The 25,820-nt window shown below is 51.2% G+C and carries 16 protein-coding genes; 1 reads left to right on the top strand and 15 read right to left on the bottom strand.

Annotated features, from left to right (window positions below):
* Positions 1-1,065 carry an AraC family transcriptional regulator gene (locus B5F07_RS06310; RefSeq protein WP_087160432.1) on the top strand — a complete coding sequence of 355 codons (1,065 nt, stop codon included), beginning with the start codon at positions 1-3 and terminating at the stop codon, positions 1,063-1,065.
* A 1-nt stretch (position 1,066) separates the two neighbouring features.
* On the opposite strand, the gene B5F07_RS06305 is transcribed toward B5F07_RS06310, so the two are convergent.
* From B5F07_RS06305 to spoIVB, 15 genes are all read right to left on the bottom strand, one after another.
* Positions 1,067-3,454 carry a phosphoketolase family protein gene (locus B5F07_RS06305; RefSeq protein WP_087160431.1) on the bottom strand — a complete coding sequence of 796 codons (2,388 nt, stop codon included), beginning with the start codon at positions 3,452-3,454 and terminating at the stop codon, positions 1,067-1,069.
* A 148-nt stretch (positions 3,455-3,602) separates the two neighbouring features.
* On the bottom strand, positions 3,603-4,385 hold the full coding sequence (locus B5F07_RS06300) for a class I SAM-dependent methyltransferase (protein WP_087160430.1): 783 nt from the start codon (positions 4,383-4,385) through the stop codon (positions 3,603-3,605).
* Positions 4,386-4,534: 149 nt separating this feature from the next.
* Positions 4,535-6,991 carry a cation-translocating P-type ATPase gene (locus B5F07_RS06295; protein WP_087160429.1) on the bottom strand — a complete coding sequence of 819 codons (2,457 nt, stop codon included), beginning with the start codon at positions 6,989-6,991 and terminating at the stop codon, positions 4,535-4,537.
* A 131-nt stretch (positions 6,992-7,122) separates the two neighbouring features.
* Positions 7,123-8,970: an ATP-dependent zinc metalloprotease FtsH gene (gene ftsH, locus B5F07_RS06290; RefSeq protein WP_087160428.1), complete on the bottom strand. Its 1,848-nt coding sequence runs from the start codon at positions 8,968-8,970 to the stop codon at positions 7,123-7,125.
* Positions 8,971-9,046: 76 nt separating this feature from the next.
* Positions 9,047-11,668: a cation-translocating P-type ATPase gene (locus B5F07_RS06285; RefSeq protein WP_087160427.1), complete on the bottom strand. Its 2,622-nt coding sequence runs from the start codon at positions 11,666-11,668 to the stop codon at positions 9,047-9,049.
* Positions 11,669-11,943: 275 nt separating this feature from the next.
* Entirely contained in the window at positions 11,944-13,278 is a 1,335-nt protein-coding gene (gdhA, locus tag B5F07_RS06280; protein WP_087160426.1) for an NADP-specific glutamate dehydrogenase, read from the bottom strand.
* A 237-nt stretch (positions 13,279-13,515) separates the two neighbouring features.
* Positions 13,516-13,692, bottom strand: a complete 177-nt coding sequence (gene rpsU / locus B5F07_RS06275) for a 30S ribosomal protein S21 (protein WP_004054229.1) — start codon at positions 13,690-13,692, stop codon at positions 13,516-13,518.
* A 145-nt stretch (positions 13,693-13,837) separates the two neighbouring features.
* Positions 13,838-16,477: an alanine--tRNA ligase gene (gene alaS / locus B5F07_RS06270; RefSeq protein ID WP_087160425.1), complete on the bottom strand. Its 2,640-nt coding sequence runs from the start codon at positions 16,475-16,477 to the stop codon at positions 13,838-13,840.
* An 81-nt stretch (positions 16,478-16,558) separates the two neighbouring features.
* Positions 16,559-18,070: a 4Fe-4S dicluster domain-containing protein gene (locus tag B5F07_RS06265; protein ID WP_087160424.1), complete on the bottom strand. Its 1,512-nt coding sequence runs from the start codon at positions 18,068-18,070 to the stop codon at positions 16,559-16,561.
* A 27-nt stretch (positions 18,071-18,097) separates the two neighbouring features.
* Positions 18,098-20,569 (bottom strand): homocysteine S-methyltransferase family protein, encoded by a 2,472-nt coding sequence (locus B5F07_RS06260; protein ID WP_087160423.1) that lies wholly within the window; start codon positions 20,567-20,569, stop codon positions 18,098-18,100.
* 18 nt (positions 20,570-20,587) lie between these two features.
* Positions 20,588-21,229 carry a vitamin B12 dependent-methionine synthase activation domain-containing protein gene (locus B5F07_RS06255; RefSeq protein ID WP_087160422.1) on the bottom strand — a complete coding sequence of 214 codons (642 nt, stop codon included), beginning with the start codon at positions 21,227-21,229 and terminating at the stop codon, positions 20,588-20,590.
* Positions 21,230-21,238: 9 nt separating this feature from the next.
* Complete coding sequence (gene metF, locus B5F07_RS06250; protein WP_087160421.1) at positions 21,239-22,108, bottom strand: methylenetetrahydrofolate reductase [NAD(P)H]; 870 nt, start codon at positions 22,106-22,108, stop codon at positions 21,239-21,241.
* Between the two features lie 39 nt (positions 22,109-22,147).
* Positions 22,148-23,596 carry a glycogen synthase GlgA gene (glgA, locus tag B5F07_RS06245; protein ID WP_087160420.1) on the bottom strand — a complete coding sequence of 483 codons (1,449 nt, stop codon included), beginning with the start codon at positions 23,594-23,596 and terminating at the stop codon, positions 22,148-22,150.
* A 127-nt stretch (positions 23,597-23,723) separates the two neighbouring features.
* On the bottom strand, positions 23,724-24,515 hold the full coding sequence (spo0A, locus tag B5F07_RS06240) for a sporulation transcription factor Spo0A (protein ID WP_087160419.1): 792 nt from the start codon (positions 24,513-24,515) through the stop codon (positions 23,724-23,726).
* A 96-nt stretch (positions 24,516-24,611) separates the two neighbouring features.
* Positions 24,612-25,736 (bottom strand): SpoIVB peptidase, encoded by a 1,125-nt coding sequence (gene spoIVB, locus B5F07_RS06235; RefSeq protein WP_087160418.1) that lies wholly within the window; start codon positions 25,734-25,736, stop codon positions 24,612-24,614.
* Positions 25,737-25,820: the final 84 nt, after the last annotated feature.

Raw genomic sequence — 25,820 nt, 5'->3', positions numbered from 1 at the left:
ATGGAACTGCTGAATTTAAGCCGTAAACTTATCAATACCGGCAATACAGACCACCTGCCGGAAATATTATCCCGTTTCCGCATCCTCTGTCCGGAGTACTCCGCACTGGATGAAGAACGCAAACCATGGCCCATGCCGGAAAGAGAACACCTCTTTGCACTGCTCTGGGATCTCCACGATACCGACGGAACGCACGCTCTCTCCGCCACGATCGTCCCCAGGGAATACCCCTATACTTTTTACGCGGAGTATTCTCCTGTGACACGCACTCAGATGCATTCCCACGAATACCTGGAGCTTTTCTATATCGCAGAGGGAGAATACCGTCAGAAGATACTCGGAAATGAATTTACATTTACACAGGGGGAACTGTGTCTGATCGACCGCAACTGTCTGCATCAGGAAATTCTTGACGGTTCTTCCGCCGTGATTATATTTCTCGGGATTACGCCTGACATCTTCGATGATGTGATGAAAAACCGGCTCGGGACAGAGGGCATCACTTCTTTCTTTAATACCGCCCTTCTGACACAGAAAAACGTTCAGCAGTATCTCCATTTCCGCCCCCGCCAGGAAAGCGGCGCAGACACTCTGATGGAACAGACACTGACCTTTCTTTTAAAAGAGCTCTCCCGCCACGACGAGGCTTCCGCTCTGATCTGTCAGGGTCTTCTGCTGCGTATTTTCAGAATTCTTAGCACACAGTATGAATTTTCGCTGTCAAAAAAACTGAAAAAAGAGATGACATGGATCCTCTACGAGGAGATTTCAGGATTTATCAGGAACCATCTGAGGAACATCTCAATCCGCATGCTTTCCGATGAGTTTCATTTTCAGGATGACTACTTCAACCGGCTTCTGAAATCACATACCGGGCTCACCTACACGGAGTTCGTCCAGTCGCTGCGGCTGGAGAAGGCAGAATTCCTTCTTCTTTCCACGGATCTTTCCATTGATGAGATTGCCCGCGAGATCGGTTATCACAATAAGGGATATTTCTATAAAATATTTACGGAACGGCACCGGATTACTCCGGCACAGTTCCGTAAAAAGGTTAAGAAATAAATTATAAATTCCACTTCCAGTCTCTGATCTCCGGCATGTCAATACCATACTCATGAATGTACTGCTTGTGCTCTACAAGCTTGTCGTTCATCTTCTGGATCAGATAAGCGCCGCGGTTTCCAAGCTGCGGAAGGTATTTGATCGCGTTCTTTACAAGATGGAAACGGTCGATCTCATTCTGGACACGCATATCGAACGGTGTTGTGATCGTACCCTCTTCCTGATATCCGTATACGTGGATATTGCGGTTTGTCCTTCTGTATGTCAGCTCATGGATCAGTGTATGATATCCATGGAATGCGAAGATGATCGGTTTGTCCTTTGTAAACAGAGCGTCATAATCTGCATCTGTCAGTCCGTGCGGATGCTTTGTGCTCGGCTGCAGTTTCATCAGGTCAACCACGTTGATCACACGGATCTTCAGCTCCGGAAGCGCTTCTCTTAAGATCGTCACTGCCGCAAGGGTCTCAAGGGTCGGTGTGTCGCCGCAGCATGCCATAACGATGTCCGGCTCCTCTCCCTGGTCGTTGCTTGCCCACTCCCAGATACCGATGCCCTGGGTGCAGTGCTTCACAGCCTGCTCCATCGTCAGCCACTGCTGTCTCGGATGTTTGGATGCAACGATGACATTTACATAGTTCCTGCTGCGGATACAGTGGTCGAAGCAGGACAGCAGACAGTTTGCATCCGGCGGCAGATAAAGGCGTACCACATCTGCTTTCTTGTTTGCAATATGCTCCAGGAATCCCGGATCCTGATGGGTAAATCCGTTGTGATCCTGCTGCCATACATTGGAGGAGAGGATCAGGTTCAGGGATGCGATGGACTGTCTCCACGGGAGCTGGTTGCAGATCTTCAGCCATTTTGCATGCTGTGCGCACATGGAGTCAACCACGCGGATAAATGCCTCGTAGCTTGCAAAGAATCCGTGACGTCCTGTCAGCAGATACCCTTCCAGCCATCCTTCACACATATGCTCGCTCAACATAGAGTCCATAACTCTTCCATCCGGTGCAAGGAACTCGTCTGTATCATATTTCTCATTGTTCCAGTCACGGTTTGTCGCCTCGAATACTTTGCCGAGACGGTTGGACATTGTCTCATCCGGTCCGAAGATACGGAAGTTATGCGCATCCTCGTTCAGTTTGAAGATATCTCTTACGAATCCGCCAAGCTCGATCATATCCTGTGCTTCCACAGAACCCGGAGTCGGAACGTCTACCGCATAGTCGCGGAAATCCGGAAGCCTTAAGTCGCGAAGAAGCTTTCCGCCGTTCGCATGGGGATTGGATCCGATTCTTCTGTCTCCCTTCGGTGCCAGTTCTTTGAGTTCCGGAATCAGTTTTCCGTCCTCGTCAAAGAGCTCTTCCGGATGGTAGCTCATCAGCCAGTCTTTCAGCATCTGAAGGTGCTCCGGCTTGTCCATCATGATCGGCACCTGATGTGCGCGGAAGGAACCTTCGATCTGCTGTCCGTCCACTACCTTCGGGCCTGTCCATCCCTTCGGTGTGCGCAGGACAATCATCGGCCATTTCGGTCTTGTGGCATCGTTGTTCTCTCTCGCGTTTTTCTGGATTGCCTTGATCTCGTCCATGGCCTTGTCAAGGGCATCCGCCATCTTTCTGTGCATTGCCATGTGATCGCTTCCGTCATCCTCAATCTCTACAAAATACGGTTTCCATCCGCATCCGTCAAGGAAGTGCTCCAGCTCTTCATGTGTGATACGTGCGAGGATCGTCGGGTTGCTGATCTTGTATCCGTTCAGGTGAAGGATCGGAAGAACCGCACCGTCTGTAATCGGATTTAAGAACTTGTTGCACTGCCAGGATGTGGCAAGCGGTCCTGTCTCTGACTCGCCGTCTCCCACGATACAGGCAGCAACCAGTTCCGGATTGTCAAATACTGCTCCGAATGCGTGAGCCATGGAGTATCCGAGCTCACCGCCCTCGTTGATGGATCCCGGAGTCTCCGGAGCCACGTGGCTTGAGATTCCGCCCGGGAATGAGAACTGCTTGCAGAGCTTTTTCAGCCCGTCCATATCCTCTCCGATATTCGGATAAACTTCACTGTAAGTTCCCTCAAGATAAGTATTTGCAACGAAGAAGTTTCCGCCGTGTCCCGGTCCTGAGATCAGGATCATGTCCTGGTCGTATTTCTTGATGACTCTGTTCAGGTGTACATAGACAAAGTTCTGTCCCGGAACAGTTCCCCAGTGCCCAACTATTTTCTTCTTTACATGATCCATGGTCAGCGGCTCGCGAAGGAGCGGGTTGTCCAGCAGGTACAGCTGTGCTGCACCAAGATAGTTGGCAGCGCGCCAGTATGCGTCCATCTTTTTCAGATAGTCTTCTGTGATCGGCTGCTTTTCAACAATGTTTTGATCTGACATTCTGACTGTCCTCCTTAAATAATCTGAATTCTCTTTAGTTTGATAGTACCTATCTTTGTTATATTTTAGACAATCTTTCCGCCGCCTGCAATTTCCCACGTCTGTTTCTTTTTCAGAAAAGTTACCTGTGGCGACTTATATTCTGTCATCAATACCATCTCACCATCGGCAGTTCATTGTTGATCCCTTTCGTCATCAGAATCTGGTGCAGGTCGATGATCCCGTTGTGGAAGGTAGCTGCGCATGCTGCCAGATACAGTTCCCACATGCGGATGAATTTCTCGTCGAACATCTTTCTCACCTCGTCCAGGTGTTCCAGATAATTCTTCCTCCAGCACCTCAGCGTCCGGTTATAGTGAAGACGCAGGTTCTCCACATCGATTGTATGGAAATTGTAATCTGCCATGGCAGTGATCATTTCTCTCAGGCTCGGTATCGTTCCGCCGGGGAAGATATATTTTTTAATCCACGCATCGCCCGGATTTTCCTTCAGTGCGCTGATGAAATGCAGAAGGAATACTCCGCCCTTTTTCAGCACCTTGTCGGCGCACTCCAGGAACAGCCGGCAGAAATCATTTCCGATATCATAGTGGCTGCGCACTTCTTTCTCCTGATTCTTTTTGGAGGTGGAGGTAAACATCAGTTTCTTCAGGGCGCTCTGGTCGGTAGAGAATTTCCCCATCTGGCCGAGGAAATGATCCAGTGCCTCGTATAAATCTCCTTCGATCTCCAGATCCCCGTTCATATAAGCCTCTCCCAGGGCAATGGATGTACTTTTCAGAAGATCGCCCAACGGGATCTCCCGGTTGAATTTTACTGTAAATGTAGGCTCTCCTTCGCCGATTCTGTACTCTTTGCCGCCCAGTTTCACAAGGAACGGCTGTTCGTCAAACTTCTGTAAAAAAGAAATCAGTCCGTGTTCTACTATCATCTTCCATCATCCTCTCTTTCTTGTCCAGGCAAAGCTGCAAGGATCTTAAGCCTGTATTTTCAAGTTCATGATAATAAAACAAATACCGGGATAGTTATAACCTGCTTCTCTGCCGATTATACTATCCCGGTAAGTTATTATATTCCTTTTTATGCGAAAAAGTCAAATTTCCCTTCTGACATCTTTGCCTTTCCCTCTGTCTTAAGCTTCACATAAAGCTCCCGGAGCTTCCCCACCAGGAGCGTCAGATACCGGAGTACCGGCTCTGTGGCGATGGCAAAGACAACGAACAGCATCACACATTCTCTGGTCATTCCCGTGATGGCAAACAGGTCATTTAAGAAGATGCTGCAGAAAATCAGCCCTGCAATGCATCCGCCCAGGATCACTGTTCTCACCACATTCATCGGGGCACTGATCTTATAGAGGATCATGAATCCCACAATTGCCAGAAGCATGGTGGCTGCCACAGAGATATCCGCAGAATCCACGCCGAACGTCTCCCCGAACTTTACCAGCGCCCCAACTGCCAGTGCGTCTGTGATTGCCGCCGGAAGCGCCTTGAGGAACACATTGGTAAGGAAATGGCCCCGGATAATGTTCTTGTTGGGCTCCATGGCCAGGAAGAAGGCCGGCACACCGATGGTGAACATACTGATCAGTGAGATCTGGGACGGCTCCAACGGATACGTAAACATGAACACAAGCGACAGCAGGCTCAGCAGCAGGGAGAATATATTTTTCACCAGGAACAGGCTTGCCGAACGCTGAATGTTGTTGACCACCCGTCTTCCCTCCAGCACGACTTTAGGCATACAGGAAAAATCCGATTCCAGAAGGACGAGCTGGGACGCCTGCGCCGCAGCCTCGCTGCCCGACGCCATGGCAATACTGCAGTCCGCATCCTTCAGGGCAAGCACATCGTTGACTCCGTCTCCCGTCATAGCCACCGTATGTCCCGCATCCTTTAGAATCCGCACGAATTTCCGCTTCTGGTCCGGAGTCACGCGCCCGAACACCGTATTATTCAGCACAGCGTCCTCGATCGTCCCGTCATCCAGCTGTGAAGCATCCACATATCTGTCTGCATTCTCAATCCCCGCCTGTGAGGCAACTCTTGATACTGTCAGCGGATTATCTCCGGAGATAACTTTGACCTCCACGCCCTGCTCTGCAAAATAGCGGAAAGTTTCCTGAGCCGCTTCCCGGATCGGATTGGCGAGAAGAATGTATCCCAGCGGAGTAACCGGCTTTTTCAGAGGCTTGCCGTCCGCTACGCCGTCGTAAGTCCCGAACACAAGGACCCGGGCGCCGGTAGCCGCCAGTTCTGTGATCTTCTCCTGATAGTTCCCGTAGTTTTCCTTTAACACAAATTCCGGAGCGCCCATCACACAGACCCCGTCTTCAAAAGTGACGCTGCTGTATTTTGTAGCTGAGGAAAATCCGGTTTTTGAAACTGCTTTTTTTCCGGAAGCCGCTGTAAAATATTCCTTCACAGCCGCCATGGTGATGTTGTCCCGCGTCATGGCTGCGGCGAAATCGCCGATCATCTCGTTCAGCGGAGGCATTTCTGCAGAATCATATTCCTCCGTCTCTATGACCTTCTGCACTTTCATGGTATTTTCCGTGATCGTACCGGTCTTGTCCACACAGAGTACATCTACCCTCGCCAGAGTCTCAATACACTTCATATCGTGGAGAAGTACTTTCTTCCGGGCAAGACGGACAGAGCTGACTGCCAGTGCCACACTTGCCAGAAGGTAAAGTCCCTCGGGGATCATGCCGATCACTGCCGCCACCATGGAGGTGATGCTGGAGCGGAATGTCTCATCCTGCAGGAAATATGCCTGGGAAAAGAGGATCAGCCCGATGGGGATGATAGCAATACCGACCCACTTGACCAGTTTGTCCAGAGAACGGATCATCTCCGACTGCTCCCCCTCCTGCATCTCCTTTGCCTGAAGAGTCAGTTTCGAGATATAGGAGTCTTCCCCGACCTTATCCAGACGTGCATGGCACTGTCCGGAGACAATAAAACTTCCGGACATGAGCTTTGCACCTTTGCGCTTCGTAATCTCATCCGCCTCACCGGTCAGGAGAGACTCGTTCACCTGGACCTCGCCCGCGCAGACAACCGCATCTGCGCAGACCTGGTTTCCCGCCTTAAAGATCACAATGTCATCGATGACCAGATCCTCCGCATCCACAACAGACTTCTTCCCGTCACGCACAACCGTAGCGTGAGGCGCATTCAGCATGGTCAGATTATCCAGTACCTGCTTTGCCCGCACCTCCTGCCCGATACCGATCAGTGTATTCGCTATGATAATGGGCAGGAACGTCAGATCCCTGAACGAGCCTGCCACAATCAGAAGGACCGCCAGAATGGCAAAGATCAGGTTGAAATAGGTGAATACGTTCTCCCTGACAATCTCCTGCACGGTCTTCGACGGCGGATCCACAGAGCGGTTCGTCCATCCGTGAAGCCGGTGCTCCTGCACCTGCTGTGTGGTAAGACCGCTCCGGTAATCCGGATTGTAGCGCGTCGTCGGAAGCCTTCTGTCTCTCGTTTCTTCTGTACTCTTCTGTAACTTTCTTCCCGGCATATCTGTCTAACTTCCCTTTCTGTATGAAACAGTCCTGCCCCGTGCTTCCACGGGGCATTTCCTACATTTTATCAGTCTTTCTCCTCATTTTCCAGTATCCTAAGAAAATCTTTGGATTTCTTTCGAGAGTCTTAACTTTTATCTTCCAGACGCTCCTGCCGGTTCAGGATCATCATGAACTCCTCGCCGGTAATCGTCTCTTTCTCATACAGATATTTTGCCAGTTCATGAAGCTTCGCCGTATGCTCCTCCAGAAGCTTCATTGCTCTGTCATAGGCTTTCTTCACTGTGTCCACAACCATCCTGTCGATCTCGGACGCAGTTTCAGGCGAACAGCTTAAGCTGCTGTCCCCGCCCAGATAGGGGTTGACCTCTGTCTCCATGGCCACCATTCCGAATTCGGAACTCATTCCATAACGGGTGATCATTGCTCTGGCCAGCTTGGTGGCCTGCTCGATATCGTTGGACGCGCCGGTGGTCACGGAATGGAATACCAGTTCCTCCGCACATCTTCCGCCGGTCAGAGTGGCAATCTTGTTGTCCAGTTCTTCCTTCGACATCAGGTTTCTCTCCTCGGAATCCACCTGCATGGTATACCCGAGAGCGCCGGAGGTACGTGGAATAATCGTGATCTTCGTAACCGGCGCGGAATGGGTCTGGAGCGCCGCCACAAGGGCGTGCCCGATCTCATGGTAGGACACGATCAGCCTCTCCTTGGAGGAAAGGACCTTATTCTTCTTCTGATATCCCGCGATCACGACTTCAATACTCTCCTCCAGGTCAGACTGTGTCACGAACTTGCGGTTTTCCCGCACCGCCCGCAGCGCAGCCTCATTGACCATGTTGGCAAGTTCCGCGCCGGAAGCTCCGGACGCCGCCCTTGCAATCGCATTAAAGTCTATATCATCTCCCAGTTTCACTTTCCGGGCATGAACTTTGAGGATTTCCTCCCTTCCCTTCAGATCCGGCAGTTCTACCGGAATCCTCCGGTCAAATCTTCCCGGACGCAGCAGAGCCGGATCCAGGCTGTCCGGACGGTTGGTTGCCGCCAGGATCACAACGCCCTTGGAGGCGTCGAATCCGTCCATCTCCGTGAGGAGCTGGTTCAGCGTCTGCTCGCGCTCGTCATTGCCGCCGTAACCCTGGTTGTCTCTCTTCTTTCCGATGGTATCAATCTCATCGATAAACACGATACAGGGTGCCTTCTCGTTCGCCTGCTTGAACAGGTCACGCACCTTGGACGCACCCATGCCGACGAACATCTCCACAAACTCGGAACCGGAGATGGAGAAGAACGGCACTCCCGCCTCTCCTGCCACTGCCTTTGCAAGCAGCGTCTTTCCGGTTCCCGGAGGGCCTACCAGAAGAGCGCCCTTCGGGCAGACTGCTCCGATCTCCTGATATTTTCCGGGATTGTGCAGGAAATCGACGATCTCCTGCAGCAGTTCCTTCGCTTCGTCCTCTCCTGCCACATCGTTAAATGTGATTCCGGTCGTGGACTGTACATATACTTTTGCGTTGCTCTTTCCGAACTGCATGAACGGATTGCCTCCGCCGCCCCCGCCCATCTTTTTCATGAGCTGTCTTGTCAGGAGCTGTCCCAGTCCCCAGAAAATCAGGAGCGGCAGAATCCATGACAGGATGAAGGACAGAATCGGGTTCATCTGTTCCTCCGCAACTCTTCCGAACTCGCATCCGGCCTCGTCCAGACGGTTTACCAGATCCGGGTCCTCGAAAGTCGTAGTCTCGTAATAGTTTGCTGTTTCACTCTTATCCGTGAAATAAATTGTCTCCCCCTGAAGCTCAACCTTGGAAACCTCTCTGTTCTCCACCATCGTCAGAAATGTTCCGTAATCGACTTCCGTAATATGATTCGGTGTAAACATCGGAATCAGGAACCAGTTCAGCAGAAGCAGTATGACGATGACAATCACGTAATAAAAAATAAGCGGTTTTTTGGGTTTCTGTACCTGTTTCATTCAATTCCTCCTTCACAGGGCATACAGTCTCAGCATTATCCCGCAGTCCGGAATTTCTTCTTCAGTAGCCGGCTGCCTATCTGTCTTTTTTCTTCTTTAATGCCAGTCTGACTGCCTTCAAAAGCTGGATGATCGGAATGTTCACTGCCGCAAGTCCGTACACGATAAGAAGCTGGGTAAATGTCAGCGTCTGTACCTTGAACATATCGTGCAGGGCCGGAATCATGACTACTGAGGTGATAAGCACGATGCCGAGCAGGAATGCGCCGATCAGGTAAATATTGTTAAACACTTTTCTTGTAAATACAACCGGTTTGTCTGACTTACAGTTAAATCCGTGGAACAGACGCGCCGAGCACAGTGTTGCAAACGCCATGGTGCTTCCGAGGAGCTCGTTCTCCCCGTGATATCCGATCAGGAACGCGATCATCGTCGTGACACCGATAGAAAGTCCCTCTGTTCCGATCTTAATAAGGAAATCCTTCGTCAGGATCGATTCATTCTTCGGACGAGGCTTGTCATTCATCACGTCCTTGGAGTGCGGCTCGAGTCCCAGCGCGATTGCCGGAAGGCTGTCTGTCAGCAGGTTGATAAAGAGCAGATGAACCGGTGCAAACGGTACCGGAAGAGCCGTGATCGAAGCATACAGCACGGCAAGGATCGCACCGAAGTTTCCTGAGAGCAGGAACTGGATGGAATTCTTGATGTTCCGGTATACGTTTCTTCCGTTCTCCACTGCTTTTACAATAGTCGCAAAATTATCGTCTGTCAAGACCATGGAAGCCGCATCTTTTGATACTTCGCTTCCCGTAATGCCCATAGCCACGCCGATGTCAGCCTGTTTCAGGGCCGGAGCGTCGTTGACTCCGTCTCCTGTCATTGCAACGATATTGCCTTTGTCCTGCCATGCGCGCACGATACGGATCTTATGTTCCGGTGAAACCCTGGCGTATACGGAAATGCCTTCCACGAAGTCCTTCAGTTCTTCGTCCGACATATTGTCGATGACAGAACCTTCACAGGCCTCGGATTCATCGTTCAGGATTCCGATTCTCTTGGCGATCGCCGCAGCCGTAACCTTGTGGTCTCCGGTGATCATAATCGGGCGGATACCCGCTCTCTTACATTCCGCAACTGCAGCCTGGGATTCCAGACGCGGCGGATCCATCATGGCGATGAGACCCAGGAAGATCAGGTCATACTCATCTTCCACCGAAAGCTCCAGTTCGTCGGATACTTCCTTGAATGCAAAGGCAAGAACACGCAGTCCTTCCCGTGAGTATTTCTGGTTCTGTTCCTCGATGTTGCGTCTGTCCTGATCCGTCATGGGACGTACCTCTCCCCGGATACAGATCTTGTTCATTCTGTCGAGAAGCACATCCACGGCCCCTTTTACAATCATGGTCGGGATCTCTTCCATTGTATGCTTTGTTGACATCAGCTTTCTGTCGCTGTCAAAGGGATTGTCGCTCTCCCTCGGGTATTTTGCCCGGACGTCAGATGTCTTAAGTCCCAACTTCACACCCAGGTTGATCAGTGCTGTCTCTGTCGGATCGCCGATCTCCACTCCGTCCTCATTGGTGGAGTCGTTGCAGAGCATACTGCTGATCAGCAGTCTCGCCTGGGACGCATCGTCCAGGTCGATATCATCTGCGCGGATGGACCTCTCATCCACATAGTAGTCTTCCACTGTCATCTTGTTCTGGGTCAGCGTACCTGTTTTGTCCGAACAGATAACCGACACACTTCCAAGGCCTTCCACTGCCTGCAGCTTCCGGATGATCGCATGTTCCCGCGCCATCTTCTGGGTTCCGAAGGAGAGAACGATGGTAACGATGGAACTTAAAGCTTCCGGGATGGCAGCAACAGCCAGTGCCACTGCGAAAAGGAACGCATCTCCGATATTGTCTCCACGGAAAATGCTGACGCCAAAGAGAATTCCGCAGAAGATGAGGATCAGGATGGAAAGCTTCTGACCGAACTGATCCAGATTGATCTGAAGCGGTGTCCTCTTCTCGGAAGTCGTTTTCAGAAGACTTGCAATCTTCCCGACCTCTGTGTCCATACCGATGCCTGTTACTACGAAAGATCCTCTTCCGTATGTAACGAAACTTCCGGAGTATGCCATATTGATACGGTCTCCAAGCGCCACTTCGCCCTCAATCGTATCCGTTGTCTTTTCTACGCCGAGACTTTCACCTGTCAGCGCACTCTCATCGACCTTCATGCTTGAACATTCGATGATACGTCCGTCCGCCGGGATATAGTCTCCCGCATCCAGCATGACCACATCTCCTACCGTCACCTCGGAAGAAGGAATCTGCACAACAGAACCGCCTCTTAACACCTTTGCCTCCGGTCCGGAGAGCTTCTTCAGGCTTGCCAGAGACTGTTCTGCCTTGACCGTCTGAACGGTTCCGAGAATCGCATTCATCGTGATAACGATAAGAATAACAATTGCACTCTCCGCATCTCCGAGAATTCCGGAGACAATAGCGGCGATAATAAGGATGATCACAAGGAAATCCTTATACTGCTCAAGGAAAATCTGAAGTGTTGTCTTCTTCTTTCCCTCCACGAGCTCATTGGGACCATATTTTTCCTGATGTTCCCTGACCTGTTCGTCCGTGAGCGGTTCCGTGGAACCGTTGATCTCTTTCATCGTCTCCTCAGCGGACAACTGATAGTAAGTTTTCATGTTTATCCTCCTTTTTTCTGTCGGTGCAATAAAAAAGAGACTTTTATTGCACTCTCTTACATGCAATAAAAGTCTCACCATTTAATCGCGACACGGATGGAAACCATCGTACTGACGATATCGCAAACGCTTCAATACTGCAAAGCGCAAGTTACTCCCTTTTATCTGAAAAATAATATAAACGATTTTCCTGAATCTGTCAATCATTTTTTCTCATTAACATAAGGGCTTTACTCTTACTGCTTTGTGACAGTATTCCCCGGATCGGTACATTCCTATACGATCCCCTGTGCCTCCATTGCATTAACGACCTTCTCGAATCCTGCAATGTTTGCTCCTACGACATAATTGCCCTTGAAGCCGTATTTTTCTGCTGCATCAGACATATTGTGGCAGATGTTTACCATGATATTCTTCAGCTTCTCGTCAACTTCCTCGAATGTCCAGCTTAAGCGCTCGCTGTTCTGGGACATCTCAAGTGCAGATGTCGCAACACCGCCTGCGTTTGCAGCTTTTCCGGGAGCGAAGAGAACGCCGTGCTGCTGCAGGTACTCTGTAGCTTCCATGGTTGTCGGCATGTTTGCACCCTCTGCGACTGCGATGCATCCGTTCTCAACCAGCATCTTCGCATCCTCAAGATGCAGTTCGTTCTGTGTTGCGCACGGAAGTGCGATGTCAACCTTCACTGACCATACGCCTCTTCCCTCATGGTACTCGGAATTCGGACGGTATTTCTTGTACTCTGTCAGTCTTGCGCGGTTTACTTCCTTGATCTCTTTGAGTGCTGCAACATCGATTCCTTCCGGATCGTATACCCAGCCGTTGGAGTCGCTTACTGTGACAACTTTGGCGCCCAACTGCTGCGCTTTCTCTGTCGCATAGATAGCAACGTTTCCGGAACCGGATACTGCAACAGTCTTGCCTGCGATATCCTGTCCGTTGAGCTTGAGCATCTCCTCTGTCAGGTAGAGAAGGCCGTAACCTGTAGCCTCTGTACGGACGAGAGATCCGCCGTAGCTTAATCCCTTACCTGTCAGAACACCCTCGTACAGTCCGCGGATTCTCTTGTACTGTCCGAACATGTATCCGATCTCTCTTGCTCCTGTTCCGATATCTCCTGCCGGAACGTCTGTGTCAGCTCCGATGTATTTGCACAGCTCTGTCATAAAGCTCTGGCAGAATGCCATAACTTCTCTGTCTGATTTTCCCTTCGGGTCGAAGTCAGAACCACCTTTTCCTCCGCCGATCGGAAGACCTGTCAGAGAGTTCTTGAAGATCTGCTCGAATCCAAGGAATTTGATGATACCAAGGTTTACTGACGGGTGAAGACGAAGTCCTCCCTTATATGGTCCGATTGCGCTGTTGAACTGCACACGGTATCCTGTATTTACATGTACCTGACCGTTGTCGTCAACCCACGGCACACGGAATTTGAACTGTCTCTCAGGCTCTGTCAGTCTCTCAAGAAGCGCCTCTTTGCGGTACTTCTCCTCATTCGCCTCGATCACCGGGCGAAGAGACTCCAACACTTCCTTTACAGCCTGATGGAACTCCGGCTCAGCCGGATTCTTCTTCACGACTAAATCAATTACCTCATCAACGTAAGACATTTTGAACTACCTCCTGAAAATAAATTGAAGCGGGCAGACAATCTACCCGCTTCTTCGACACCATTGTCTACCTGTATATTTTAAAAGGAAAATGAAGCCTTGTCAATCATAAAATTCAGCATTTTACAGTATTATCACTTTATCTTGATGAATTTGCAGGAAACCACGCCGGCAGGCTGCAATTTCTTCATTCAAAAAACAGGACGCCTTGAACGACATCCTGTTTTTCTGCACTTATTAATTATATTTACGTTTTCTAGCAGCTTCAGATTTTTTCTTACGTCTTACGCTTGGCTTCTCGTAGTGTTCCCTTTTACGGATCTCCTGCTGAATGCCAGCCTTCGCACAGTTTCTTTTGAATCTGCGTAAGGCACTATCTAACGTCTCGTTTTCTTTAACGATTACATTTGACATAGTCTCACACCTAACCTCCCCTCCAGCCTGGTATTGTGCATCATACGACTGTTCGGGTATATTTATTGCACTACAAAAGATTATAGCATATTTTTCTTTTCCGTCAACATTTTTTTCTCGAAAAAGGCGGGATTTTAACAGGATTTTACTGAATCTGCCCTTCCAGCACTTCCGGCGCTTTCGCCAGAGCCTCTCCGATACCTGCAGGATTCTTTCCTCCGGCCTGTGCCATATTCGGCCGTCCGCCGCCGCCACCGCCGACACACCCGGCGATCGCCTTGATCAGATTTCCCGCATGGGCGCCTTTCTTTACAGCGCTGTCTGTTGCCGTCACCATCAGGCTGACCTTGCCTTCGTTTGCAGAAGCAAGTACGACAACACCGTCTCCCAGCTTCTCCTTGAGCTGATCTCCCAGATCGCGCAGACCGTTCATATCCACACCGTCAACCTGTGCAGCCAGGATCTTCATTCCTTTGACTTCCTTCACCTGATCCATCACGCCGCCCACGGCATCCCGTGCCATTTTGCTCTTCAGGCTCTCCACTTCACTGTGGAGCGCTTTATTTTCCGCCATCATATGGGTAATCTTCTCTCCCAGGTTCTCCGGCGTGGCTTTCAGCAGATGGGCCGCATTCTTCAGACGGTTCTCCGTCTCCTCATAGTAGTTCAGAAGCCCTTCGGAGGTCAGTGCCTCGATCCGGCGCACTCCTGCCGCGACACCGGTCTCGGAGAGAATCTTGAACGCCATGATCTCGGAAGTGTTCTTCACGTGGGTTCCTCCGCAGAATTCGATGGAGAAATCGCCCATGTTGACCACCCGCACAATATCGCCGTATTTCTCGCCGAACAGCGCCTGCGCCCCTGTCTTCTTCGCCTCTTCGATAGGCATGTTCTTAATGATAACCGGCAGTCCTTTGCGGATCTGCTCGTTTACAATATCCTCCACCTTCTTCAGCTCTTCCGGCGTCATGGCGGAGAAATGGGTAAAGTCAAAGCGGAGCCTGTCTTCATTTACACTGGAACCTGCCTGTTCCACATGGGTTCCGAGCACGGTTCTGAGCGCCTTCTGAAGAAGATGGGTGGCGCTGTGGTTCCTTGCGGAGAGGGCGCGCTTTCTTGCATCGACTTCCAGGGTCACTTTGTCTCCCACTTTGATCATGCCTTTTGTCATAACTCCCACATGGCCGATCTTACCGCCCAGAAGCTTCACCGTATCCTCGACACGGAACTCGCCTTCCGCAGTGCGGATTACTCCGTTATCTGCCTCCTGTCCGCCGCTTGTAGCGTAGAAAGGCGTCTCGTTCACAAAGATGGTGCCCTTCTCTCCTTCTGAAAGAGCGTCCGCCAGCTCTGTCTCCGTAGTCAGAACTGTCACATCAGACTCCCATGTAAGGTTGTCGTATCCTACAAATGTACTGGTCACAGACGGATCGATGGACTCGTATACTGTCACATCCGCTCCCATGTAGTTGGTCACTTCACGTGCGTCACGGGCCTTCTTCCTCTGGATCTCCATGGAAGCGCGGAATGCTTCCTCGTCCACACCGATTCCCTTCTCTTCCAGAATCTCTTTCGTCAGATCCAGCGGGAATCCGTAGGTATCATACAGACGGAAAGCGTCTTCTCCGTTCAGCGTCTTCTCGCCTTTCTTCTCCATATCTTCAATCATCTCCGAGAGAATGCCCAGTCCCTGGTCGATAGTCCGGTTGAACTGCTCCTCCTCTTTGGAAATCACCTTGAGAATGAATTCTTTCTTCTCCTCCAGTTCCGGATATCCGTCTTTGGAACCTGCAATCACGGTCTCGGCAAGTTCCGGAAGGAATCCTTTGGAAATGCCCAGGAGCCTGCCATGGCGGCATGCTCTTCTCAGCAGACGGCGGAGCACATATCCCCGCCCCTCGTTGGAAGGCATGATTCCGTCGGAAATCATGAAGGTAACGGAACGAATATGATCCGTGATCACACGGATGGAAACGTCCGTATTGTAATCCTTCTCATACTCCACACCTGCCAGACGGCAGACATGGTCGCGGAGCGCCTTGATCGTATCCACATCAAAGATGGAATCCACATCCTGGACAACGGAAGCCAGACGTTCCAGACCCATTCCGGTATCAATATTTTTCTGTTTCAGCTCCGTATAGTTGCCGTTTCCGTCATTGTCGAACTGGCTGAATACATTGTTCCAGATCTCCATATAGCGGTCGCAGTCGCAGCCGACCGTGCAGTCCGGTTTGCCGCATCCGTATTTTTCGCCTCTGTCATAGTAGATCTCAGAACAGGGGCCGCAGGGACCGGAACCGTGCTCCCAGAAATTGTCCTCCTTGCCGAACTTGAAAATCCTGTCCGCCGGGATTCCCATCTTTTTATTCCAGATCTCAAATGCCTCGTCATCGTCCACATACACAGACGGATACAGACGGTCCGGATCCAGCCCGACTACCTCAGTGAGGAACTCCCAGGACCATTCGATAGCCTCTTCCTTAAAATAATCGCCAAAGGAAAAGTTTCCAAGCATCTCAAAGAACGTACCGTGGCGCGCGGTTTTTCCCACATTCTCAATATCTCCGGTACGGATGCACTTCTGGCATGTGGTAACTCTTCTCCTCGGCGGGATCTCCTGCCCCGTAAAATACGGCTTCAGGGGTGCCATTCCTGAATTGATGAGCAGAAGGCTTTTATCATTGTGAGGCACCAGGGAAAAGCTCTTGAGAGCAAGATGTCCCTTGCTCTCAAAGAACTCCAGAAACATTTTTCTCAGTTCATTTACTCCATATGGCTTCATTACAAATCCTCCTCTTTCGCTCCAAAAAGCCTGCCTTATAATATACCATAGCGGCGTAAATTTGTAAAGAACCGACACTTTTTACTTCAGTTCGATCTCTTCCAGTTCCTTCGGCGGGACTGAGCGGCTTGAATTCTTCACGAAAGCAGCCAGGTTCTTCTTCGCCTTTTCCACGGGGATATTGGTCCCGGCGCCTGCAATACATCCTCCCGGGCATGCCATTCCCTCGATCAGGCAGCCGTTCAGCTTCCCTGCCTTCGCCAGTGCCAGGATCTTCCTGCACTCCGTAAGTCCTTCCGCATGCTCGATGCTGACATCCACATCCGGATAATATTCCTTGATACATTTCTCAATGGCTGCCGCCACACCGCCTGCGCAGGCATATCCTCTTCCCGCTCCGGTAGCGTCATGGAAGGAGGACTCCGCCTCATACGTTGACAGATCGATCTCTTTTGCGTCAAACATCGCCTGAAGCTCTTCAAATGTGATAACGAAATCCACGTCGCTGCGCACGCTTCTCCTTGATGCCTCCAGTTTCTTGGAAGCACAGGGTCCGATAAACACAACTTTTGCATCCGGATGCTCCTGCTTGATCGTGCGCGCTGTCGCAACCATCGGGGTCAGTTCCCTTGAGATCTGGTCGATCACATCCGGGAAAAACTTCTTTGCCAGCATAGCCCAGGACGGACAGCAGGAGGTGAGCAGGAAAGGAAGCTCTCCTGTCACGACTTTCTTCACGTAGTGATGTGCTTCCGTAACTGCGCCGATATCTGCGCCGAGCGCCACTTCATACACCTCGGAAAATCCCAGTTCCCGGAGGGCAGCCTTGATATTCCTCGGAGTAATGTTGTCCCCGAACTGCCCGACGAATGCCGGAGCAATCTCGGCTACGATCTCCTCTCCTTCCGAGAGGGCGCGGGCGAGCTGGAAGATCTGGGACTTGTCCGATATGGCACCGAAAGGACAGTTCACCATACACATTCCGCAGGATACACACTTGTCGTTGTCAATAAATGCGCGGCCGTACTTGTCTGAGACAATTGCATTGACGCCGCACGCCTTCTGGCAGGGGCGCTCCTTCTTCGCAATGGCGTCGTAGGGACAGGCGGATTTGCACTTGCCGCATTTGATACATTTTTCCTGGTCAATAAACGATTTCCCGTTGACCATGGAGATCGCCCCTCTCGGGCATACCTCCGCGCAGGGATGAGCCAGGCATCCCTTGCACATGTTGCTCACTTCATACTTGTTCTCCTCACAGCTCTCGCAGGCAGAGGGAATCACCTGCATCAGCGGCGGCTCATAGTATTTTTCCGAAATATTGCTTGCCTCCACACCGGCAGTCAGATGGACCGGCTTGTTTTCCGGGCGCAGGGAAAGTCCCATTGCCAGGCGGAGACGTTCTCTTACGATCGCCCGGGAGCGGTAGGTGCTCTCGCGGTATTTCTGGGTATCGTCATTTACGATCTTATACGGAATCGCTTCCATATCGTCCAGCAGTGTATCCGCATCGGCTTTGAATCCGAGCTTTGCCACTTCCGTAAAAACCGTACGCCTGATCGCCCTTACTGTAGTCTGTAGTCCTCGTATCATATTTTCTGTTCCTCCTTCTTTTTCATCTTATGATTCTTCCTGATCCGCTGCGTTTTCTGCAAATACTTCCTGCGCATAGTGGACAGACTGCATGGCATCTTTGCCGTAGAAATCCGCACCGATCATATCTGCATAGTCCTGATTGAGTACGGCGCCCCCCACCATAACCCTGCACCGGGGCGCTTTTTCCCGGAGCAGACGGATCGTCTCCTCCATACTCACCACGGTCGTGGTCATCAGGGCGCTCAGGCCCACAAGGCGGATCTTTCTCTCATTGACCGTCTCCACGATAACTTCCGGCGGGACGTCCTTGCCAAGATCAATCACATCGAAGCTGTAATTTTCCAGCAGTACTTTCACGATATTTTTCCCGATATCGTGGATATCCCCTTTTACGGTTGCCAGGACAATACTTCCTTTTTTCTCCTGAACCTCCCCGCTTTTGTCCATCTTTTCTTTCAGCACGGCAAACGCGCTCTTTGCCGCCTCCGCACTCATGAGGAGCTGGGGAAGAAATACGGTTCCTTTCTCAAAACCGTCCCCCACCTGATTCAGAGCCGGGATCAGTTCCTGATTGATGATGTCAAGAGGCACCTCTGTCTGCACCATCTTCTCTGTTACCCCGTGGGCCTCCTCTTTGAGTCCCTTCACAATAGCTGCATGCAGGGTCATCTCCCGGGAAGCGGAGGACATTCCGGCCCCGGCGGACGGCTTTCCCTCTCCGGCGGACATTCCTGCCGAAGATCCCGCTCCCGCTGCAGGAGCTCCTGTACTTCCCGCAAAACGCGCGATATAGTTCTCGCAATTGGCATCCAGATTCATCAGCGCATGGTATGCATACCACGCCTTCATCATATCCTCGGAAAGAGGGTTGATAATCCCGGCGCTCAGACCGTTCATCATCGCCATGGTATAGAATGCCGCATTGACAACCGGGCGGTTCGGAAGACCGAAGGAGATATTGGAAACTCCCAGCACAGAACACACGCCCAGTTCATCCCGCAGGCGGCGCAGTGTCTCAAGGGTGACTTTCGCCCCGTCCGGTTCCGAACTGATCGTCATGGCAAGCGCATCGATGACGATATCCTTTTTCCTGATCCCGTACTTTTCCGCCTCGCCGATGATCTTCCGGGCAATCCGGATTCTTCCTTCCGCATCTGATGGAATCCCGTCTTCGTCCAGCGTCAGACCGATTACCACGCCTCCGTATTTGCGGATCAGAGGGAACACTTTGTCCATGGACTCCTGCTTCCCGCTGACCGAGTTGACCATGGCCTTGCCGTTATAGATCCGCAGGGCTGCTTCCATGGCAGTGACATCCACCGTATCGATCTGAAGCGGAAGACTGGTTACGCTCTGAAGCTGCTGCACCACTTCCTTCATCAGGGCAGGTTCATCAATATCCGGAAGTCCTACGTTCACATCCAGGATATGGGCCCCTGCATCCTGCTGGCTGATGCCTTCCCGGAGAATATACTCCAGGTCATGTTCTTTTAAAGCCTGTTTGAACCGCTTCTTTCCCGTGGGATTGATCCGCTCTCCGATGATCTTCGAGCCGGTGCCCAGGAGCACACTCTGTCCGTAGGAAGACACGATCGTATCCTCCTTCTCAGTCACCGGAAGGACGGGCATTCCCTCACACCGTGTTCTCATGGCGCGGATGTGGTCCGGCGTCGTACCGCAGCATCCGCCTATAACGGCAGCTCCCATGCGGACGATCTTTTCCATCACAGCGGCGAAATCCTCCGGTGAGACGTCATACACAGTCTGTCCGTTTTTCTGTTTCGGAAGTCCTGCATTGGGCTTTACGATAACAGGCGTCGAGGAATAGCGAAGGAACTGTTCCAGGAGGGGAAGCATCTGTTCCGGTCCCAGACCGCAGTTAATTCCCAGTGCATCCACCCTCAGCCCCTCCAGCATGGCGATCACGGAGGGAACATCCGCCCCGGTGAGAAGTTTCCCTCTTTCGTCGAAAATAGTGGTCGCAAAAACCGGCAGGGATGTGTTCTCCTTTGCCGCCAGGACCGCCGCCTTCAGTTCATAAGTGTCGCTCATGGTCTCAATGTGAATCAGATCCGCTCCCGCCTGTTCACCCAGTACCGCCACTTCCCGGAACGCCTCATAGGCGGTCTCAAAATCCAGATCTCCCATGGGTTTTAAGAGTTTTCCCGTAGGGCCCATATCCAGGGCTGTATAGATCTTCCTGTCCGTTCCCGAATCCCGGACTGCTGCCTTTACATGCTCCACGGCAGAAGTCACAATCTCGTTCAGAGAAAAGGTCCCGTCATGAAACTTCAGCGCGTTTGCGCCAAATGTATTGGTCAGGACAATATCACTTCCCGCATCTATATAACTCCTGTGTATCCCCCGGATCACATCAGGATGGGTGATATTCCAGGTCTCCGGAAGTTCTCCCGGCTCCAGCCCCCTCTCCTGAAGAAGTGTTCCCATTCCCCCGTCAAAATAAAGCAGTTCCTTTCCCAGTCTGTCTCTTATCATATATCTCTTCCGTCCTCTCTATCTCCGGTATTCACAGTCAGTCTTACTGCATGCCTCGCATCCTTCCACGGGGCAGCGCTCCTGCGTTCTGCTCACGCCGATCACGGCGGTAACTGATTTGGAGGGGCTCATCATATAACTGTCCGTCATGGTCAGCCCGATGGTCTTTGCACAGTCCAGCATCCGCATAAGCGGCTCCTGGTAGTGAATGTCAAAATCCCCGTACCCGGGACTGAATCTCGGCCGCAGGTACTCTCCCTCCCGCTCCAGCTCCTCACCGATTTCCAGCTGGCGGCTGTCGCAGTACTCTTCCAGCATTGCCGCCGCGCAGGCCTGTACAATAACCGCTTTCGCCATATCCATCACCGAAGTTCTGGTGATCAGCCTGTCCACTCCGGGTCCCAGAGTTGCTCCGAAAAGCACGATCTTTCCGCACCCTTTCAGATTCCTTTCCAGGCTCCGGCTGCTGATCTTTAACGTTCCGATTCTTATCTTCCCGTCCGCCTCATGTGTAATATCAAAAAAACGGCAGACGAATCTTGGATCTGCCTCTTTTTCCAGGTCGGCAAAAGCCTCCCCGATCAGAGACAAGGTCCTTTCATCTGCCGCATTTTTTCCAAACCCAAGATAGCGGACTGCTTCTTTTATCCGCTTCTCCATCCTGCTCACCTACGCTTTGATGATCTCGGACAGATTGCTCATGATTGCCGCAGCGACGTCCGGTTTGTTCATGGAATAGATGTGGATATTTTTTATGCCGTTTGCCAGCAGATCAATGATCTGGTCCGTGGCATAGGCTATTCCTGCCTGCTTCATGGCTGCCGGCGAGTTCCCGAACCGGTCAAGAATCGACAGAAATCTGCGGGGGAATACTGTCCCCGAGAGATCTTTGCTCTTCTTCATCTGCGAAGCACTCGTAATGGGCATGATTCCCGGGAGCACCGGAACCGTGATTCCCGCCTCCCGGATGCGGTAGAGAAAATTGTAGTGGATATCGTTGTCAAAAAACATCTGGGTTGTCAGGAAGTCCACTCCTGCATCCACCTTCTGCTTCAGATACCGGATATCGTCCGCCTTGTGCTCGTTCTCCACATGGCCTTCCGGATAACATGCCGCCCCGATGCAGAAATCTCCGTGTCTGCGGATCTCCTCCACCAGCTCGTAGGCGTACTGAAACCGGTCTTCTGCCGGGAATGTCATATCCGCGGGAATATCCCCGCGCAGGGCGAGGATATTCTCGATTCCCAGACTTTTCAGATTCCGGATCACATCCCTTACTTCATCCTTCGTGGAGGATGCGCAGGTCAGATGCGCCAGGCTTAATACGTGCAGATCGTCCTTGATGTGGGTGGCAATCTTCGCCGTATTTTTGCTTGTTCCTCCTCCCGCCCCGTATGTCACACTGATAAAGGAGGGATTCAGCCCGGCTATCTCATCCACCGCGCTCACCACTTTATCATATCCTTCGTCTGTTTTAGGCGGAAATACTTCAAAGGAAATGTGTATTCTGTCTTCTCTGAGTCTGTCAATTATCTTCATCTGGTCTTAATCTCCTGTTCTGGCCTTTCTCTTCTGTCCTTATTCACCGATCAGGCTTCTGTACAGATCTTCATACTGTCTTGCCGAATTCTTCCATGAGAAATCCTGGCTCATTGCCCTCTCGACGATCTTATTCCAGTCGCGTTTTCTGTCATAATATATTCTCTCAGCATACCGGATCGTACCCAGCATCTCGTGCGCATTGTAATTGCAGAAACTGAATCCGGTTCCCGTCTTCTCATACTCGTTGTAAGCTTCAACGGTATCCTTCAGTCCTCCCGTCTCACGGACAATCGGGAGCGTACCGTACCTGAGGCTCATCAGCTGGCTTAACCCGCATGGTTCAAAGAGAGACGGCATGAGGAACGCATCGCAGGAAGCATAAATTTTGTGGGAGAGTTCATCCGAATAATAGATGTTCGCCGATACTCTTCCGCCGTACTTCCATGCAAAATGACGGAACATGTTCTCATACTTCACATCTCCGGTTCCAAGCACCACAATCTGCACCGCATCCTGACATAATTCGTCCATCACATAGTCGATCAGGTCGAATCCCTTCTGGTCTGTCAGCCGGGAGACTATGCCGATCATCATCACATGCTGGTCGCGGTTGAGTCCCAGCTCTTCCTGGAGAGCCAGCTTGTTGAGCGGCTTGTTCTTCCGGAAATTCTCAATCGTGAAATTCTTCGCAATTCTCGGATCTGTCGCCGGATTCCAGTCGTCATAGTCCAGGCCGTTTACAATGCCGCACAGGTCATTGGAACGGGCAGACATCAGTCCGTCCAGCCCTTCGCCGTAGAACGGAGTCTTGATCTCCTCCGCGTAGCTCTGGCTTACCGTTGTAACTTTATCCGCATAGACGATTCCGCCCTTCAGCAGATTGGCGTCCTTGTACGCCTCCATCTTGTCCGGCACAAAGTAGTACTCGGGAAGCCCTGTGATCCCGCGTACGGTCTTCGTATCCCACACTCCCTGGAATTTCAGGTTATGTATGGTCATGATTGTCTTGATCCCGCGGTAGTATTCTCCCAGATAGCGGAAATTGTCCAGATACACCGGAATCAGTCCGGTCTGCCAGTCATGGCAGTGAATCAGATCCGGGCGGAACCCGATCACCGGGAGGATGCTCAGGACTGCTTTTGAAAAGAATGCAAACTTCTCGATTCCCCACTTCGGATCTCCGTCATAGGGAGCAAATCCGCTGAAATAATGCTCGTTGTCGATAAAATAGAAAGTTATGCCGTTCAGCACGGTCTTCATTACTCCGACATACTGGTTCTGTCCCGCAATATCCATGTAAAAATGGGTCACATACTCCATCCGGTCCTTCCATTCCTGCTTCATGCATGTATATTTCGGTATCACGACTCTGACATCATATTTCTCTTTATCAAACTCTTTTGGCAGAGATCCGACCACATCTGCCAGTCCTCCGGTCTTGATAAATGGCACGCACTCTGAAGAAGCAAATAAAATGTTTTTCATACTTTACATCCTCCGTTTTCTGCAATTCTCCCCCGGCAGGGGGATTCACTACGGTTCATTATACCTCATTTTTCACACAATGAAAAGGACTTTATCGCAATGCCGTGCTGATTTAACATTTGATCACTCAGTTTTTATGCCGGTACTCCAACTGTATGGTGTCTGCGATCAGTGCAATGAATTCCGAATTTGTCGGTTTCCCCTTTCCTGTACTGACTGTGTATCCGAACAGCTCGTCCAGTGTATCCAGCTTTCCTCTGCTCCATGCCACCTCGATGGCGTGCCGGATCGCTCTCTCTACCCGGCTGGAAGTTGTCTGGTATTTCTTCGCCACCGTGGGATACAGGATCTTTGTGATTGCATTGAGCACATCCATATCCTGTACCGCCATGATGATCGCATCCCTGAGATAATGATATCCTTTTATATGGGCAGGGATGCCGATCTCATGGAGCATATTCGTAACGCGGCTTTCCAGATTCTCCTCCCGCGCTGCGACTTCTGTTTTCCCATCCTCATTTTTCTTTTCATTATTTCGGAACATTTTTCTGACGGATTTAATCCTGTCCAACAGCATCTCATTGTTGAACGGCTTCATGACATAGTAATTGGCACCCTTGTTAAAGGCATCTTCCGTAATTCTTTCCTGTCCCACCGCCGTGACTACGATAAAATACGGACGTTTATTGACAGTTTTGTCCTGATTGACATAATCCATCACCGTCAATCCGTCCATTTTCGGCATGATCAAGTCGAGAAGAACGACATCCGGCTGTCTGTTCTTGATGATCTGACACATCTCTTCGCCGTTTTTAGCTTTTCCGACCAGATTGAGTTCTTTATCCATGCTGATAATTGTTTCCAGCATATCAAGAATTTTCTGGTTATCATCAGCGATGGCCACATTCAAATGCTCCATTCCCTTCTCTCCTTTAGTGTTGAGAACCAGCTCTCAAAAACGCCACCTGCTTATTATAAAAGGAGAGATTTGCAGAATCAAGGAGATTTTGTAGCACTAATTCGACATATTTTTCGACAAATCAGACGATTCCGCCTCCTTCAGCATATTCTCTATAAATATGCCATATCCCTTCGTCGAATCCTGAACAAATACATGCGTGACCGCGCCGATCAGTTTTCCGTTCTGTATAATCGGGCTTCCGCTCATACCCTGGATGATTCCTCCCGTCTTTTCAAGCAGTACGGGATCTGTCACCTGGATGACCAGTCCCTTGTTCACCGCATCTGCGGACATGTCGATTTCTGTCACCTGAATTTCATACTCCCCGATTTCGCCGTCCACATAGCACCGGACCGACGCGGGACCTGTCACGATTTCCTCTTTTTTCGCGGTTTCCACAGGAATCTGCTCCTGGAAAAGTCTGTCGATACCATCGATTGTCCCGTAGATTCCCGCCTCGGTATTTTTGTCGATACTTCCCAGAATATTGTAATCGTTGTAGACAATGATCCCTTCCATGCTTCCCGGATTCCCGTCCGTCCCTTTCCGGATGTTCTGGATGCTGGTGCGGTAAACTCTTCCCCTGCCAATGTCCATGAGCACATTCGTGTCCGTGTCGTGAATCCCGTGTCCCAGCGCTCCGAACCTGCCATCACCGGTAAGAAACGTCACGGTCCCGAGACCCTGGACGTTGTCCCGTACCCAGATTCCCAGTCTGTATCCTCCTGCCGCGCACTCCACCGGACGGATCCGGACATCCATGGTCTCGCTGCCCCTCCGCACAGTGAGCACCACATTCTCCTCGTCCAGCTTTTCCATGGCAGCCAGAAGTTCCGCCTTGCCGGATATCTCCTGATTGTTGACCGCCATGATATAATCCCCTGCGCGGACCAGCCCGGCTGCAGGCTCGTGGGCTTCGCCGTCCGTCCCCTCGATCTTCTGGGTATCCAGCACCATAACGCCGTCCGTCTCCATGTAGATTCCGACAGGCATGCCGCCCAGCAGTACAGTCTCAGTGTCTGCTTCCCGGATTTCCCCTTCGGTCTGCTGCAGACAGGCCTCCCCGGCCGTACTACCGCCGGTAAGCCCGTCCTGGCCCCATCCCGCCAGAATTCCGGCGCATGCCGCCAGAACTGTCAGAATCCGGTATTTTCTTTTGTACCTCCATCGTCCCGCCATACCATTCACATCCTTTCCATGCAGCAAAAATGCATTCCTTCAGACGCAAAAAGAAAACGGATACAAATCTGTATCCGCTCTTAG

The sequence above is a fragment of the Lachnoclostridium sp. An169 genome, assembly GCF_002160525.1.
Classification (GTDB): domain Bacteria; phylum Bacillota; class Clostridia; order Lachnospirales; family Lachnospiraceae; genus Mediterraneibacter; species Mediterraneibacter cottocaccae.
The sequence above is the reverse complement of the archived record's forward strand: the minus strand, read 5'-3'. Positions and strand labels throughout refer to the sequence as shown.

Coding starts and splice junctions, on each gene's coding strand:
- spoIVB (WP_087160418.1), bottom strand. CDS start 25,736: ATGGCGGGACGATGGAGGTACAAAAGAAAATACCGGATTCTGACAGTT.
- B5F07_RS06255 (WP_087160422.1), bottom strand. CDS start 21,229: ATGGAGAAGCGGATAAAAGAAGCAGTCCGCTATCTTGGGTTTGGAAAA.
- B5F07_RS06295 (WP_087160429.1), bottom strand. CDS start 6,991: ATGCCGGGAAGAAAGTTACAGAAGAGTACAGAAGAAACGAGAGACAGA.
- B5F07_RS06265 (WP_087160424.1), bottom strand. CDS start 18,070: ATGATACGAGGACTACAGACTACAGTAAGGGCGATCAGGCGTACGGTT.
- ftsH (WP_087160428.1), bottom strand. CDS start 8,970: ATGAAACAGGTACAGAAACCCAAAAAACCGCTTATTTTTTATTACGTG.
- alaS (WP_087160425.1), bottom strand. CDS start 16,477: ATGAAGCCATATGGAGTAAATGAACTGAGAAAAATGTTTCTGGAGTTC.
- metF (WP_087160421.1), bottom strand. CDS start 22,108: ATGAAGATAATTGACAGACTCAGAGAAGACAGAATACACATTTCCTTT.
- B5F07_RS06260 (WP_087160423.1), bottom strand. CDS start 20,569: ATGATAAGAGACAGACTGGGAAAGGAACTGCTTTATTTTGACGGGGGA.
- B5F07_RS06300 (WP_087160430.1), bottom strand. CDS start 4,385: ATGATAGTAGAACACGGACTGATTTCTTTTTTACAGAAGTTTGACGAA.
- B5F07_RS06310 (WP_087160432.1), top strand. CDS start 1: ATGGAACTGCTGAATTTAAGCCGTAAACTTATCAATACCGGCAATACA.
- rpsU (WP_004054229.1), bottom strand. CDS start 13,692: ATGTCAAATGTAATCGTTAAAGAAAACGAGACGTTAGATAGTGCCTTA.
- gdhA (WP_087160426.1), bottom strand. CDS start 13,278: ATGTCTTACGTTGATGAGGTAATTGATTTAGTCGTGAAGAAGAATCCG.
- B5F07_RS06285 (WP_087160427.1), bottom strand. CDS start 11,668: ATGAAAACTTACTATCAGTTGTCCGCTGAGGAGACGATGAAAGAGATC.
- spo0A (WP_087160419.1), bottom strand. CDS start 24,515: ATGGAGCATTTGAATGTGGCCATCGCTGATGATAACCAGAAAATTCTT.
- glgA (WP_087160420.1), bottom strand. CDS start 23,596: ATGAAAAACATTTTATTTGCTTCTTCAGAGTGCGTGCCATTTATCAAG.
- B5F07_RS06305 (WP_087160431.1), bottom strand. CDS start 3,454: ATGTCAGATCAAAACATTGTTGAAAAGCAGCCGATCACAGAAGACTAT.